This window comes from Pseudomonas sp. Pse1 (assembly GCF_024519635.1).
In the GTDB taxonomy this organism is placed as follows: Bacteria; Pseudomonadota; Gammaproteobacteria; order Pseudomonadales; family Pseudomonadaceae; genus Aquipseudomonas.
Genome location: NZ_JALJRO010000005.1, coordinates 94,016 through 109,281, shown reverse-complemented (window position 1 = coordinate 109,281; position 15,266 = coordinate 94,016). Strand labels below are relative to the sequence as shown.

Sequence of the window (15,266 nt, the reverse complement as noted above, 5' to 3'; positions counted from 1 at the left end):
TACAACGAATTACGATGTTTAGAGTTACTGATGTACGGAGTTTCAGTGCCATGAGTCACAACGTCATCCTTGTCGTCCTCGACGGTCTCAACTACGAAGTCGCGCGGCACGCCATGGGGCATTTGCAGGCCTATGTGCAGGCGAAAAAAGCCGCCCTGTACAAACTCACCTGCGAGCTGCCTTCGCTGTCGCGCCCGCTCTACGAAACGATCCTGACCGGGGTCACGCCCATCGACAGCGGTATCGTCCACAACAACGTCGCGCGCCTGTCCAACCAGCGCAGTATCTATCACTACGCCCGTGACGCCGGCCTGACTACCGCCGCCGCGGCCTATCACTGGGTCAGCGAGCTGTACAACCGCTCCCCCTTCGTCCCGGCCCGAGATCGCCACACCGCCGAGCCCGAATTACCGATCCAGTACGGCCACTTCTATTGGTCCGACCACTACCCGGATTCGCACCTGTTCGCCGACGCCGAACACCTGCGCCTGCAACATGCCCCGCACTTTCTGCTGGTGCACCCGATGAACATCGACGACACCGGGCACAAGCACGGCCTCGACACCCCGCAGTACCGCAACAGCGCCCGCTCGGCCGACATCATCCTGGCCGACTACCTGCAAGGCTGGCTCGACGCCGGCTACCAGGTGCTGGTGACCGCCGACCACGGCATGAACAACGACCGCTCCCACAACGGCCTGCTGGCCGAGGAACGGGAGGTCCCACTGTTTGTGATTGGCGATGCCTTCAGCTTCGACCCCGATGCCGCTCCCGCACAGCTCGAGCTGTGCGGCACGGTGTGCCAGTTGCTCGGCATACCCCACGACAAACCTGTATGCCGGGAGTTGCTCAAGTGAACGCCATCACGCGCGGTAAATGGCTGGCAGCCTTGTGCCTGGTGCCTTTTGCGATCTTCTTTTTCGTGTTCCAGATCGCCCCGCTGTGCTGGGTGCTGATCAACAGCCTGCAATCGGAAGAGTTTGGCTGGGGCCTGGCCAACTTCGATAAAATCTTCAGCTCCAGGTTTTACCTGCAAGCGATCCAGCACAGCCTGGAAATCAGTTTCTATTCCAGCCTGTTCGGCATTGTCATTGCCATCCTCGGCGCCTACTCGCTGCGCCGGGTCGACTCCAGGCTGCGTAACTTCGTCAACGCCTTCGCCAACATGACCAGCAACTTTTCCGGTGTGCCCCTGGCCTTCGCCTTCATCATTCTGCTGGGCTTCAACGGCAGCATCACCATCATGCTCAAGCAGGCCGGGATCATTGAGGACTTCAACCTGTACTCAAAAACCGGGTTGATCATCCTCTACACCTACTTCCAGATTCCCCTGGGTGTATTGCTGCTGTACCCGGCGTTCGACGCCCTGCGTGAAGACTGGCGCGAATCCGCCGAGTTGCTGGGGGCCAACGGCTGGCAGTTCTGGCGCCACATCGGCCTGCCGGTGCTGACCCCGGCCCTGCTCGGCACTTTCGTGATCCTGCTGGCCAACGCCCTGGGCGCCTACGCCACGGTGTACGCCCTGACCACCGGCAACTTCAACGTCTTGCCGATCCGCATCGCGGCGATGGTTTCAGGTGACATTACCCTGGACCCGAACATGGCCAGTGCCCTGGCCGTGGTGCTGGTGGCCTTGATGACCCTGGTGACCGTGGTCCATCAGTTATTGTTGAAGAGGAGCTACCATGTCTCGCGCTGAACCCGGCTCTGCAGCCCTTTATCACCGCGTGGTGGTCTACCTGCTGTTTGCCATCTTGCTGCTGCCGCTGGTTGGCACGCTGATCTACTCGATTTCCAGCAGTTGGTCGGCGACCATCCTGCCCTCCGGCTTCACCTTCAAGTGGTACCTGCAACTGTGGAGTGACCCGCGTTTTCTCAATGCCTTCGGCCAGTCGCTGCTGGTCTGCGTCGGCGCGTTGATCCTGTCGGTGGTGCTGATCCTGCCGCTGCTGTTCGTGGTGCACTACCACTTCCCGAAACTCGATGCGCTGATGAACATCTTGATCCTGCTGCCGTTCGCGGTGCCGCCGGTGGTGTCCTCGGTGGGGCTGTTGCAACTCTACGGTTCCGGTCCCTTCGCCATGGTCGGCACGCCCTGGATCCTCATCGGCTGCTACTTCACCGTGGCGCTGCCCTTCATGTACCGGGCAATCACCAACAACCTGCAGGCGATCAACCTGCGCGACCTGATGGACGCCGCCCAGTTGCTCGGCGCCAGCACCTTCCAGGCAGCGTTCCTGGTGGTGCTGCCGAACCTGCGCAAGGGCCTGATGGTGGCGTTGCTGCTGTCGTTCTCGTTCCTGTTCGGCGAATTCGTGTTCGCCAACATCCTGGTCGGCACCCGCTACGAAACCCTGCAGGTGTACCTCAACAACATGCGTAACAGCAGCGGTCACTTCACCAGCGCACTGGTGATCTCCTACTTCCTCTTTGTGCTGGTTCTGACCTGGGCTGCCAATATCTTGAACAAGGACAAAAGCCAATGAGCTATGTCAGCGTCCAACACCTGCAAAAAAACTATTCCGGCACCACGGTGTTCAGTGACATCAACTGCGAGATCCAGAAAGGCGAGTTCGTCACCCTGCTCGGCCCATCGGGTTGCGGCAAGTCCACCCTGCTGCGCTGCATTGCCGGGCTGACCGCGGTGGATGGCGGCAAGATCCTGCTCGAGGGGCAGGACCTGGTGCCCATGAGCCCACAAAAACGCGGGATCGGCATGGTGTTCCAGAGCTATGCGCTGTTCCCCAACATGACCGTGGAGCAGAACGTGGCCTTCGGCTTGCGCATGCAAAAGGTCAATGCCGACGACAGCCACAAGCGCGTGCAGGAAGTGCTGCAACTGGTGGAGCTGACGGACTTTGCGGCGCGTTATCCGCACCAGTTGTCCGGCGGTCAATGCCAGCGCGTGGCCCTCGCCCGCTCACTGGTCACCCGGCCGCGCCTGCTGTTGCTCGATGAGCCGCTGTCGGCACTGGACGCGCGGATTCGCAAACACCTGCGCGAACAGATCCGTCAGATTCAACGTGAACTGGGCCTGACCACCATTTTCGTCACCCACGATCAGGAAGAAGCCCTGACAATGTCTGACCGAATATTCCTGATGAACCAGGGAAAGATCGTACAAAGTGGCGACGCAGAGACGCTCTACACTGCGCCGGCGGATGTATTTGCCGCCGGTTTTATCGGCAACTACAACCTGCTCGACCCGGCCAGCGCCAGCAAACTGCTGCAACGGCCGGTCACCAGCCGCATCGCAATACGCCCCGAAGCCATCGAATTGAGTCGCATCGGTGAACCGGACGCACTGATCCGCAGCCACAGTCTGCTGGGCAATGTCATTCGCTACCGGGTCGAAGCTCGGGGCGTGGAACTGGTGGTGGATGTGCTGAACCGTTCGGCGGCCGACCTCTATGCCGATGGTCAACGTCTGGCACTGTCCATCGATCCGACGGCCTTGTGTGAGGTAGCGTAATGCTTGTGCCGCAACCACCGATTTCGAAGAGAGAACCCTACTGATGTCTTTGGCAATTTTTGATCTGGACGAAACCCTGATTCACGGCGACTGCGCGACCCTTTGGAGCGAGCAGATGGCGCGCCTGGGCTGGGTCGATGGCGAATCCTTCATGCGCCGCAACAATGAACTGATGGATGCCTACAGCCACGGCAAGCTGGCTATGGAGGAGTTCATGGACTTCAGCCTCGAGCCGCTGATTGGCCGCACGCCGGAAGAAGTCGAACACCTTGTAGGTCCCTGGGTCGAAGACTTCATCGAACCCATCATCTTCAGCGACGCCACCAAAACCATCGCCGCCCACCGCAAGGCCGGTGATCGAATCCTGGTGATTTCCGCCTCCGGTACGCACCTGGTCGCACCCATTGCCGAGCGCCTGGGGATCGACGAAATCCTCGGTATCCAACTGGAAGTGGTCAACGGTTTCTACACCGGCAAGACCGTCGGCACCCTGACCTACCGCGAAGGCAAGATCACCCGCCTGCTGGAATGGCTGGACGCCGAAGAGGAAAACCTTGAAGGCGCGAGTTTCTATTCGGATTCGCGTAACGACTTGCCGCTGCTGCTCAAGGTCGACTTCCCGCACGTCGTCAACCCGGATCCGGTGTTGCGTGAGCATGCAGAAAAGGCCGGCTGGCCGATTCATCTGTGGAAATAGAGATCGCTGTTCGCTGGCACGCCACGCGCGTGCCAGCCAACACGGTCTACCGCCTCAAACCAGACTTTCGTCGATCACCAGCACCAACTTGCCCGACACCTGATTACCCGCCAGCTCGGCAAACGCCGCCTCGGCGTCGGTGATCGGGTAGGTCTTGGCCAGTTGCGGGCTCAAACGGCCTTCGGCGAACAACGGCCAGACTTGCTGGTGCAAATCAGTGAACAGATCAGCCTTGAACTGATCATCACGGTTGCGCAGGGTCGAACCGATTACCTGAACCCGCTTGGCCAGCACTTGTGCCAGATCCACCTTCGCGTCGCGCCCGCCCATCAGGCCAATCAGCACCCAACGCCCGTCGCGGGCCAGTACCTTGAGGTTCAGCCCTGCATAGTTGGCGCCGACCGGGTCGAGAATCACATCAAACGGCCCCAGGTCATTCAAACCCTCCAGTCCATCTGTGCGCACCACCCCGCCCTGGGCGCCAAGCGCCTCGCAGTAGGCTAGTCGATCCGCCGAGCCCACGCTGACCCAGCACGGGCTGCCAAACGCCTTGCACAACTGAATGGCGGCCGAACCCACGCCACTGGCCCCGGCATGCAGTAACACTTTCTCCCCCGGCTTGAGTGCCGCCAGTTGAAACAGATTCAACCAGGCGGTGCTGTATACCTCCGGCAAGCCGGCGGCTTCAGCCAGCGACAAGCCCTCCGGCACCGGCAATACGTGACGGCCGTCGACCACCACTTCCTCGGCCATGCCGCCACCGGCCAGCAGCGCGCAGACCCGGTCGCCAACCTGCCAGGACGAGCCCGGCCCGACCTCGCTGATGATTCCCGAACACTCCAGGCCCAGCACCTGACTGGCGCCGGGAGGAGCAGGATAGAGCCCCGCTCGCTGTAACAAGTCGGCTCGATTCAAGCCCGCTGCCGCCACACGGATGCGAACTTGTCCTACATCACAGGCCGGACTGGGCTCTTCAACCCACTCCACATGACCTTCAACGCCTTGCAATGCCTTCACAGTGCCTCCATAGTGAGTCTGGACTGAGCCCGTGCTGTAGCGCCGGGCTTTTTGCATTATGCGACCGGCCCATTGGGAACCGGCGACTTCAAAGACGGCCTAATATGCGTTATCAATTGTCCCCGCGTCGAATCGGCATGAAGCATTTGTTCCCCAGCACCGCACTCGCTCTATTCATTGGTCTTGGCAGCTTGTCGCTGTCAGCCAATACGTTCGCAGCCAATAGCTGGGACAAGCTTCAGCCCGATCGTGACGAGGTGATTGCCAGCCTGAACGTCGTCGAACTGCTCAAGCGCCACCACTACAGCAAGCCGCCACTCGATGATGCGCGCTCGGTGATTATCTACGACAGCTACCTCAAGCTGCTGGATCCCTCGCGCAGCTACTTCATGGCCAGCGACATTGCCGAATTCGACAAATGGAAAACCCAGTTTGACGATTTCCTCAAGAGCGGCGATCTGAACGCCGGCTTCACCATCTACAAACGTTATCTGGACCGAGTCAAATCGCGTCTGGACTTCGTCCTCGCCGAACTGAACAAGGGCGTCGACAAGATCGACTTCACCACCAAGGAAACCTTGCTGATCGATCGCAAGGATGCACCGTGGCTCAAGTCCACCACCGAACTCGACGACCTGTGGCGCAAACGCGTCAAGGACGAAGTGCTGCGCATGAAGATTGCCGGCAAGGATTCCAAGCAGATCCAGGAAACCCTGACCAAGCGCTACAAAAACCAGCTGTCGCGTCTGGACCAGACCCGCGCCGAAGACATCTTCCAGGCGTACATCAATACCTTCGCCATGTCCTACGACCCGCACACCAACTATCTGTCGCCGGATAACGCGGAAAACTTCGACATCAACATGAGCCTGTCCCTCGAGGGCATCGGCGCCGTGCTGCAGAGCGACAACGACCAGGTCAAGATCGTACGCCTGGTGCCGGCCGGCCCTGCCGACAAGACCAAGCAAGTGGCCCCGGCGGACAAGATCATTGGCGTAGCCCAGGGCAATAAAGAGATGGTCGACGTGGTCGGCTGGCGCCTGGACGAAGTGGTCAAGCTGATTCGCGGTCCGAAAGGCACCGTGGTGCGCCTGGAAGTGATTCCGGCCAACAATGCGCCGAACGACCAGACCAGCAAGATCGTGCCGATCACTCGTGAAGCGGTGAAGCTCGAAGACCAGGCGGTTAAAAAATCCGTGCTCAACCTCAAGCAGGATGGCAAGGACTACAAGCTCGGCGTGATCGAGATCCCGGCCTTCTACCTCGACTTCAAGGCATTCCGTGCCGGTGATCCGGACTACAAGAGCACCACCCGCGACGTCAAGAAACTGCTGACCGAGTTGCAGAAAGAGAAAGTCGACGGCGTCGTTATCGACCTGCGCAACAACGGCGGTGGTTCCCTGCAGGAAGCCACCGAGCTGACAAGCCTGTTCATCGACAAGGGCCCGACCGTGCTGGTGCGCAATGCCGATGGCCGGGTCGATGTGCTCGAAGACGAAAACCCGGGCGCCTTCTACAAAGGCCCGATGGCGTTGCTGGTCAACCGCCTGTCGGCCTCGGCCTCGGAGATTTTTGCCGGCGCCATGCAGGACTACCACCGCGCGCTGATCATTGGCGGCCAGACCTTCGGCAAAGGCACCGTGCAGACCATCCAGCCGCTGAACCATGGCGAACTGAAGCTGACCCTGGCCAAGTTCTACCGGGTTTCCGGCCAGAGCACCCAGCATCAGGGCGTACTGCCGGACATCGACTACCCGTCGCTGATCGATACCAAGGAAATTGGCGAAAGCGCCCTGCCGGAAGCCATGCCGTGGGACACCATCCGCCCAGCGATCAAGCCGGCCGTGGACCCGTTCAAGCCGTTCCTCGCCCAGCTCAAGAGCGAGCATGACGACCGTACCGCCAAGGATGCGGAATTCGTGTTCATCCGCGACAAGCTGGCCCTGGCGCAGAAGCTGATGGCGGAAAAAACCGTCAGCCTCAACGAAGCCGAACGCCGTGCGCAACATGCCGATATCGAAGCCAAGCAACTGGCGATGGAGAACATCCGGCGCAAGGCCAAGGGCGAAGAGCCGCTCAAGGAACTGAAAAAAGAGGACGAGGACGCCATCGCCGCCGAGCCGGACAAGACCAAGCCGGAAGACGACGCCTACCTGAGCGAGACCGGGCGCATTCTGCTCGACTACCTGAAGCTCAATACCGCGGTGGCCAGCAACAAGAAGTGATGGCTATTTAATACTGGCCCTCTCCGGAGTGTCATCAAATAGACATCATTCTGTCGTGAAATACAGGACCGGGTTTGCTCTGCTACAGGGCCAACCCGGTCCTTTTTTTATCGACAGAGATCGCCATGACCACCACCGAACAGCTGAGTGCCTTGAGTTCAATCCTGGCTCAACGCGGTTTGCACAGCCTGTTCCAGCCAATCATCAGCCTGTCCGAACGGCGCATCCTCGGCTATGAGGCCCTCAGCCGCGGCCCTTCCAACAGTCCCCTGCATTCGCCTATCGCCCTGTTCGCCGTAGCCCGTCAGGCCGGTCGCCTAAGCGAGCTGGAAATGGCCTGCCGCTACAGCGCTTGCCGCCAGTTCAGCAGCCAACAATTGCCCGGCAAACTGTTTCTCAACGTCTCCCCCGAATCGCTGCTCGAACCCGAACACCAGCCTGGACGCACGCTGCAGATGCTTCAGGACTTCGGCATTGCACCCGACCAGGTGGTGATCGAATTGACCGAGCAAACCCCGACCGATGACTTCCAACTCCTGCAAAACGCCTTGCATCATTATCGGGCGATGGGTTTTTCCATTGCCCTTGATGACCTGGGTGCCGGTTACTCCAGCTTGCGCCTGTGGTCGGAGCTGCGTCCAGACTACGTGAAGATCGACCGGCACTTCATCGATGGCATTCATCAGGATGCGCTCAAGCGCGAGTTTGTCGGCTCGATCCTGCAGATTGCCCGGGCGTCGCGGGCGCAGGTGATTGCCGAAGGCATCGAATTACCGGAAGAGTTGGCGGTGCTGACCGAGATGGGTGTTGATCTGCTCCAGGGCTACCTGCTCTGCCGTCCGCAGGAACAACCGCCACGCGAAGCCCGCGCACTGATGCCCAGGCATGACGGCAACGCTGCCGGGCTGAACGAGGAAGGCAGCGACTTGAGCGCGCTGCTCAACGAACAGCCGGCGGTGACGCTCGACACAGCCACCGCCCATGTCCTTGAACGCTTCCGCCGCCAGGCCAATCTCAACTCGCTGGCGGTGCTCGATGAACAGGACCGTCCGTGCGGCATCGTCCATCGTCATTTGCTGTCCGACGCGTTGCTCAAGCCGTTTGCCACCGACCTGTTTGCCCGCAAGCCAATCAGCCGGCTGATGAGCGAGGATTTTCTGGCCGTGGAGATCAGCCAATCACTGCAACAGGTCAGCCGGTTGATCACCAGCCGCGCCCGCCAGCGCATCGAAGAAGATTTCATCATCACCGCCAATGGCCGCTATCTGGGGCTGGGTCGGGTGATTGATGTGCTCAAGCTGATTACCGAACTGAAAATCCAACAGGCGCGCCATGCCAATCCGCTGACCCTGCTACCGGGCAACGTGCCGATCCAGCAGTGCCTGACGCGCCTGCTGCAACAGCAGCGGGAGTCGATGATCTGCTATGTCGACATCGACAGCTTCAAGCCTTTCAACGATATCTATGGCTACGGCCGTGGCGACGAAGTGCTGTTGTGCCTGGCGCAGTGCCTGAACGAATGCATCGATCCGAGCCGGGATTTTGTCGGCCATATAGGCGGCGATGACTTTCTGCTGGTGCTCGGCCCGGGCGACTGGCACCAGCGACTTGCGCAATTGCGCGAGGACTTCCACCAACAGTGCCAACGCTTCTACCGCGCCGAACACCTGGCCGCCGGTTGCTTCGTGGCGTCCAACCGCCAGGGTGCGCGCCAGGAGTTCGCCCTCCTGTCACTGTCGGTGGGCGTCGTGCATCTCTATCCACAGACCTGTGCGCAACTGGATGCCAGCCGCCTGGCGGAACTGGCCTCACAGGCCAAACACCACGCCAAGGGCACGTCCGGCGACAGTGTTCATGTGATCGACAGCCTGGCGGCTGGAGCGGCTCTCAACCCTGATTGGAACGCGTCGCCAGCTCTTCCAGCTTGATCGCCGCCAGCGGGTGGCCGGCCTTGGCCGCCATGCCCCACCAGCGCGCCGCTTCCGCCGGATCGGGCGCTTTGCTCGGGGTTCCGGCCAGGCTGATCACACCGACCTGATACGCCGCCTTGCCATCGCCCGCCAAGGCCGCCAGGCGCAGCAAGCGCACGCCTTCCTCATGCGCCCCCAGGCCAACGCCGCGAAACGTCAGAATGTGCCCATAGAAGCTCTGGGCGCCGACATCGCCCAAGTTGGCCATGCGCGCGAATTGCCCTTCCATCCACTGCCAGACCCGTGGCTGGCGGACGAACCACGACCAATGAAACAGGCGCCGCGCCCACCAATAGCCGAGACGTGACTTGAGTCGCAAAAACACTCAGGCCTCCGCCGACTCGGGGTATTCGTATTCGAACACCCGGACCACTTCCGACGCATGCCAGGACGCTGCCGCAACGCCATCAGAAGGACCGGAGAAACGCCCCAGACGCTCGACACATTCGAAGAAGCCGGTGCGCGGCAAGCGGCTCGCCCCTTGGCTGATCACCAGCGAACTGCGCAAGGGCTGCTCGGCCCGTGCATCGAGGGCGGCCAGGTGTTCGAGCGCGGCGGTCAGGGTCTGCATGGCCGGGCTGGGCAACTGCAGACGTTCAAGCAAGGCACGATAGGTCAACAAATGGCGCTGTCGGCGCGCCTGATCCAGCTCCCCGAGCAAACCGTCCCAATGTTGACGACTGATGCGTACGCTCACGATTCATCCCTCCAACCCTGCACCTTCAACTCCCAGGCCAGGCTGCGGCGAATCGCGGCGTCGGGTTGACGCTCGCCACTCTCAATCAGGGCCAGGTAAGAAGGGCTGATGCCTACCGTGCGGGCCAGCGCCTCAATGGCGATGCCCTGTTCTTCACGCAAACGACGGAGTTGATCCAGACCCACCAATACTGGGTCCGAGGTGGCCGCGTGATGAGCTGTTGCTTCACGCGAGGGTTGTTCCGTGACACCTGCCGCTTTCAATAATGCTTGATACTGAGCCCATGGCAAAACCGCATATTCGGGCTCTCCATCGCGTGCAATTATCTGAATATCCATGACTACCCCGTAGGACAACAACACTTAGCGAGTCGGCACTTTTCCCTAGAAGTGTAATCCTAACAGTCGCCAAGGTCGCGGTGGGGCATCAATCTGAAGTTGGATCCGGAACAATTCAGCTATTTTTCGGACGTTGCAGCCTTAATTTTTCTGGCGAATCGGGTAGACGCTCGACCAAGGCAAGCTTTTCCGGATGCTGGCGAGTGCGCCAGAGCCGGAAGGCGTTCAGTTCGTCATCGAGGGTTTTCATCAGCCACGCCAGAACCGCGATGTCATCGATCATGCCAAACAACGGCAGGAAATCCGGGATCGCATCCACTGGACTGAGGAAATACATCAGGCCGGCCACCACTGACACCAGGGCCTTGGGACTGATGGCCCGGTACTCGCCCCGCCAGTACGCCAGGCACAAGGCCTGCAGCAGGCGCAGATCGTCCTTGAGCTTGCCCAGTCGGTTGCCTTGGGTGGCCCCCTTGCTGGCCACGGCAAAGAGCAGGGTCGGCAAACGCCCACGGCTGATCAATCGACCGGCGAGTGGCAAGAATCGGGCGAAATTCCACGGTGTTTTCATCACGCCTCCACTGAAATGTTATCCACATATATTGTGGATAACCTTGTGAACAGAGCCACTTTCCATGCCTCAAAGCCCCGTTTTACAAGGGCTCACGTCAGATCGGGCGTTTTTTACACACATAAAAAAAACCCAACAATTCATTGACTTGGCAATCTTCAGCGGTTACCCACAGCAGTCCTAATCCTATGACTGCCGGTATCGCCATCGGTTCGAACCGATTCTCGCCCGCCGGCCGCCAGATGCAACAACGCCCCGGATAAGCGGGGCGTTGTGTTCAAGCCGGACGCTGATTACTTGGCGTCGTCTTGCTTGGCTGGATCCTTGATTGCCAGCAGTTCCAGGTCGAATACCAGCACCGAGTTGGCCGGAATTGCCGGGCTTGGGCTTTGAGCGCCATAGGCCAGTTCGCTAGGAATGAACAGCTTGTACTTCTCGCCGACGTGCATCAGTTGCAGGCCTTCGACCCAACCCGGGATCACGCCGCTAACTGGCAGATCGATCGGGCTGCCACGCTCGACCGAGCTGTCGAAAACGGTGCCGTTGGTCAGGGTGCCGGTGTAGTGCACAGTCACCACGTCGGTAGGCTTTGGCTGCGGGCCATCGGCCTTCTTCACGACTTCATACTGCAGGCCGGAAGCGGTGGTAGTTACACCGGCTTTCTTGGCGTTGTCTTCGAGGAATTTCTTGCCGGCGGCAGCCGACTCTTCGCTCATCTTGGCCATGCGCTCTTCAGCACGCTTTTGCAGCGCGGCGAAGGCTTCGACCAGCTCTTCATCTTTAAGCTTCTGTTCTTTCTTGCCGACAGCATCTTCGATGCCTTGGGCTACGGCTTTCGAGTCCAGGTCATCCATGCCTTCCTGAGCGAGGCTTTTGCCCATGTTCAGGCCGATACCGTAGGAAGCTTTTTGCGCCGGAGTTTTCAGCTCGACACTGGTCTGCGAGTCACAACCCGCGAGTACCAGGCTAACCAGGGCCACCGCCGCCGCCAACCGATGCTGTTTCATGCTATTTCCTTGTTCATGCGCCTAAAGGGCAATCGAATAAAGCCGCGAGCTTATCAGGCCGCCACGACCAATGGCTACCGGCATAAGAGCAGGAAAGCGGCGATAAGTTCAGGTGTTTTAACGCGTTTTCCACACCGAGGTGGTGAAGTTTCTGTCAGCAACTACGCAATCCGCCAAACATTACCTCCTGCAACAAAGATTGGCGTAATGGCCACTTGCTGCTGAACTTTAGCTCAGGCATAAACCCACCCCCATTTACAAGGAAGTTTATTGTGCGTTTTCTCCTGCGTGCCCTGTTGCTGATCCTCGTCCTCGTGGGCGTACTGGTGGCCGTCGTGCTGTATTACGTGGCCAACCCGAGACTCCCGGTCTATCAGCCTGTCGAGCAGGTGCATTACCAGGAACAGTGGAGCGAGGCGGAGCGCCAGACCTATTACTTCACGCCCCAGGGTACTCAGGTCAAAGGCTTGCGCTACGACTGGTTCACCGCCCTCGAACTGCCCTTTTCCAAGCAGCGTTTCGCCACGCCCGAGTACCTGGCGCGCTTCGGCTTCCTGGTGGATCCGGCGCGATCGAAGACACCAGCCAATCCGGGCAACCTGCCGGTTGGCTTCGCGCGACACCGCAACGGCGACAGCCAGGAAGAGTTTCTGGATATTACCTGCGCCGCCTGCCACACCGGCGAACTGCGCTTAAAGGGCCAGGCATTGCGTATCGATGGCGGCTCGGCACAGCACGTGCTGCCCTCCAGCGTGCCGACATTGCGCGGCGGCAGCTTCGGCCAGGCGCTGGTTGCCAGCCTCGCTTCGACCTATTACCTGCCGTGGAAATTCGAACGCTTCGCCCGCGCTGTCCTCGGCCCTGACTACGAGACCGGACACGAACAACTGCGCAAGGACTTCAAGGCCTCGCTCGACACCTTCCTGCGCGTTGCCTGGAATGACACCCATCGCGGCCTCTACCCGACCGAGGAAGGCCCCGGCCGCACAGACGCCTTCGGCCGTATCGCCAATGCCACGTTTGGCGATGCCATTTCCGCCGACAACTATCGCGTCGCCAACGCCCCGGTGGATTACCCGCAACTCTGGGACATCTGGACCTTCGACTGGGTGCAGTGGAACGGTTCGGCCCAGCAACCCATGGCCCGCAACATAGGCGAGGCGCTAGGCGTGGGCGCCACACTGGACTTCTTTGCCGCCGATGGCCAACCGCTCAAGGGTGAGGCACGCTACCCCTCCAGCGTACGGGTGCGCGACCTGCATTTGATCGAAGAAACCCTCAAGCGCCTGCAACCGCCGACCTGGCCTCAGGAACTGCTAGGCAATGTCGATCTGCCCTTGGCCGCCCAGGGGCGCACGCTGTTCAGCGAGAACTGCGCCGGCTGCCACGTACCCAACGTCATCGAGGCCAACGGCCGGCCCGAGAAGCAATTGAAGATGCTGCCCGTGGCCTACATCGGTACCGACCCGTCCAGTGCCACCAACATCGCCGACCACCGTTTTGATGTCAGCGCCCTGCAGTGGGATCCGGCGGAATTGGCCAAATTGGATGTGAAACTGCAACCCACACCCACCGAACCGCTGGACCTGAGCCAACTCTCGGTGGCCAAGGGCTTGGCGTATGTCACCGCCTTCGTGGAGAACCGCGCCTACCGCGACGCCAACATCACGCCAGCCGAGCGCCCGGAAATGGACGGCTTCGCCCTGCCAATCGGCGTGCGCGAGCGTGTGGCGTACAAAGCCCGGCCACTGGCGGGCGTGTGGGCTACCGCGCCGTTCCTGCATAACGGCTCGGTACCGAACCTGTACCAATTGCTGTCTCCGCAAAGTGAACGCGCCAGCACCTTCTATAAAGGTACGTTCGAGTACGACCCGCAGCACCTGGGTTATCGAACCGAAGCCTTCGACAACGGTTTTCTGTTCGATACCCGCATCACCGGCAACCACAACAGCGGTCACGAATTCCGCGCCGGCGAGCGCGGTAACGGGGTCATAGGTCGCTTGCTGCAACCGCAGGAACGCTGGGCGCTGCTGGAGTACCTGAAAGTCCTCGGTGGCCCGCTGGAGGCGCAACTGCCATGAACTCAATATTGGTGAAAAGGAGCCGCCCATGCTGATGACCCTGTGGCAACGTATCGGTGCACTGCTGGTCAAGATCCTCATGCTGCTGGCGGGTCTTGGCCTTCTGGGCTGGGCGGCGGCCACCGCCTGGTTCGCCTGGCAGCATCGCGGGCCGGCGTCCGTCGAAGAACAGATTCCTGCCGGCGAAGCGGCAATGACCCAGGACGTGATCCAGACCGCGGTGCGCATCGTCGACCAGCACCGGGAAAACACCCGCTACTTGCGCGACGCCCATGCCAAGGCACACGGCTGCCTGCGCGCCGAGGTACAGGTGCTGCCGCAGCTGTCCGAGGATTTGCGCCAGGGTGTGTTTAGCGAGCCGGGCAAGATCTGGCAAGCGACCATGCGTCTGTCCAATGGCAACGCCTACCCACAGTTCGACAGCCTGCGCGATGCCCGGGGCATGGCCTTGAAACTGCTGGATGTACCGGGTGCTCAGTTGCTCAAGGACCGTCAAGGACGTGGCGAACAGGATTTCGTGATGTTTAACCATGCGAATTTCTTCGTCAGCGATGTCGCCGAGTATCGTCAGAACGTTGCCGCGCAGGCCGACGGCAAAAAAGCCATGGCCTTCTTCCCCTCCTGGGATCCGCGCAGTTGGCAGGTTCGCCATCTGTTCATCGCCCTGGCCACGCTGGCGCCCGCCCCCGCCAGCCCGACGCAGACTACTTATTTTTCGGTTTCGCCTTACAAGTTCGGCAACGCCAATGCCAAATTCCGTGTCGCGCCGGATCCGGACAGTTGCCCGAGCTACACCCTGCCCGCGCAGAACCAGGACCTGCCGAACTTCCTGCGCAGCGCCTTGAACCAGCAGCTGTCGACGGATCGGGTCGACGCCTGTTTTGTCCTGCAGATCCAGCGCCAGGACCCGAGCAAATACATGCCCATCGAAGACACCAGCATCGAATGGCGCGAAAGCGACGCGCCATTCGAAACCGTGGCGCGGATCAGGATCCCGGCCCAGGACTTCGACACCCCGGCGCAGAACCTGCAATGCGACAACCTGTCATTCAATCCCTGGTTTGGTCTTGAGGCCCATCGACCAATCGGTGGCATTAACCGCTTGCGCAAGGCAGTGTATGAAGCCGTCAGCGACTACCGGCACGCCCGAAACAGCGAGCAATAAGCTGATCTGAAGGCGGTCACCCCGGC

General features: G+C 60.4%; 15 protein-coding genes. 9 read left to right on the top strand and 6 right to left on the bottom strand.

Features of this window, described 5'->3' with window-relative positions:
- Positions 1-50: 50 nt before the first annotated feature.
- Genes NR126_RS09670 through NR126_RS09650 form a run of 5 tightly spaced genes read left to right on the top strand, consistent with a single transcriptional unit; the run spans position 51 to position 4,169 of the window.
- Positions 51-857 carry an alkaline phosphatase family protein gene (locus NR126_RS09670; RefSeq protein WP_256830094.1) on the top strand — a complete coding sequence of 269 codons (807 nt, stop codon included), beginning with the start codon at positions 51-53 and terminating at the stop codon, positions 855-857.
- Positions 854-1,699 carry an ABC transporter permease subunit gene (locus NR126_RS09665; RefSeq protein ID WP_027620016.1) on the top strand — a complete coding sequence of 282 codons (846 nt, stop codon included), beginning with the start codon at positions 854-856 and terminating at the stop codon, positions 1,697-1,699. Before NR126_RS09670 ends, NR126_RS09665 begins: the two co-directional genes overlap by 4 nt.
- The gene (locus tag NR126_RS09660) at positions 1,686-2,486 is read left to right on the top strand and encodes an ABC transporter permease (protein ID WP_027620015.1); all 801 of its coding nucleotides are present in this window, start codon (positions 1,686-1,688) and stop codon (positions 2,484-2,486) included. The genes NR126_RS09665 and NR126_RS09660 overlap by 14 nt, the downstream gene beginning before the upstream one ends.
- Entirely contained in the window at positions 2,483-3,472 is a 990-nt protein-coding gene (locus NR126_RS09655) for an ABC transporter ATP-binding protein (protein WP_105753803.1), read from the top strand. Before NR126_RS09660 ends, NR126_RS09655 begins: the two co-directional genes overlap by 4 nt.
- A 43-nt stretch (positions 3,473-3,515) precedes the next feature.
- The gene (locus NR126_RS09650; RefSeq protein ID WP_027620013.1) at positions 3,516-4,169 is read left to right on the top strand and encodes an HAD family phosphatase; all 654 of its coding nucleotides are present in this window, start codon (positions 3,516-3,518) and stop codon (positions 4,167-4,169) included.
- Between the two features lie 54 nt (positions 4,170-4,223).
- On the opposite strand, the gene NR126_RS09645 is transcribed toward NR126_RS09650, so the two are convergent.
- Positions 4,224-5,186, bottom strand: a complete 963-nt coding sequence (locus NR126_RS09645) for a zinc-binding dehydrogenase (protein WP_027620012.1) — start codon at positions 5,184-5,186, stop codon at positions 4,224-4,226.
- 137 nt (positions 5,187-5,323) lie between these two features.
- On the opposite strand from NR126_RS09645, the gene NR126_RS09640 reads away from it, so the two are divergent.
- Positions 5,324-7,411 (top strand): carboxy terminal-processing peptidase, encoded by a 2,088-nt coding sequence (locus tag NR126_RS09640; protein WP_177433237.1) that lies wholly within the window; start codon positions 5,324-5,326, stop codon positions 7,409-7,411.
- Between the two features lie 125 nt (positions 7,412-7,536).
- The gene (locus tag NR126_RS09635) at positions 7,537-9,339 is read left to right on the top strand and encodes a bifunctional diguanylate cyclase/phosphodiesterase (protein WP_105753805.1); all 1,803 of its coding nucleotides are present in this window, start codon (positions 7,537-7,539) and stop codon (positions 9,337-9,339) included.
- Here NR126_RS09635 and NR126_RS09630 read toward each other — a convergent pair.
- The 5 genes from NR126_RS09630 to NR126_RS09610 all read right to left on the bottom strand — a co-directional run bounded on the left by NR126_RS09630 (position 9,299) and on the right by NR126_RS09610 (position 11,994).
- Entirely contained in the window at positions 9,299-9,706 is a 408-nt protein-coding gene (locus NR126_RS09630; RefSeq protein ID WP_256830093.1) for a sel1 repeat family protein, read from the bottom strand. The two genes, NR126_RS09635 and NR126_RS09630, sit on opposite strands and share 41 nt — an antisense overlap.
- Positions 9,707-10,078 (bottom strand): hypothetical protein, encoded by a 372-nt coding sequence (locus NR126_RS09625; protein ID WP_003179080.1) that lies wholly within the window; start codon positions 10,076-10,078, stop codon positions 9,707-9,709.
- Positions 10,075-10,416, bottom strand: a complete 342-nt coding sequence (locus tag NR126_RS09620; RefSeq protein ID WP_027620008.1) for a helix-turn-helix domain-containing protein — start codon at positions 10,414-10,416, stop codon at positions 10,075-10,077. Before NR126_RS09620 ends, NR126_RS09625 begins: the two co-directional genes overlap by 4 nt.
- 115 nt (positions 10,417-10,531) lie before the next feature.
- Positions 10,532-10,987 carry a YkvA family protein gene (locus NR126_RS09615; protein WP_027620007.1) on the bottom strand — a complete coding sequence of 152 codons (456 nt, stop codon included), beginning with the start codon at positions 10,985-10,987 and terminating at the stop codon, positions 10,532-10,534.
- A 293-nt stretch (positions 10,988-11,280) separates the two neighbouring features.
- Positions 11,281-11,994: an FKBP-type peptidyl-prolyl cis-trans isomerase gene (locus tag NR126_RS09610; protein ID WP_027620006.1), complete on the bottom strand. Its 714-nt coding sequence runs from the start codon at positions 11,992-11,994 to the stop codon at positions 11,281-11,283.
- A gap of 272 nt (positions 11,995-12,266) precedes the next feature.
- Between NR126_RS09610 and NR126_RS09605 the strand changes: the two genes are divergently transcribed.
- Entirely contained in the window at positions 12,267-14,075 is a 1,809-nt protein-coding gene (locus tag NR126_RS09605) for a di-heme-cytochrome C peroxidase (RefSeq protein ID WP_256830092.1), read from the top strand.
- A 28-nt stretch (positions 14,076-14,103) separates the two neighbouring features.
- Positions 14,104-15,240, top strand: a complete 1,137-nt coding sequence (locus tag NR126_RS09600) for a catalase family protein (protein WP_105753806.1) — start codon at positions 14,104-14,106, stop codon at positions 15,238-15,240.
- Positions 15,241-15,266 lie beyond the last annotated feature (26 nt).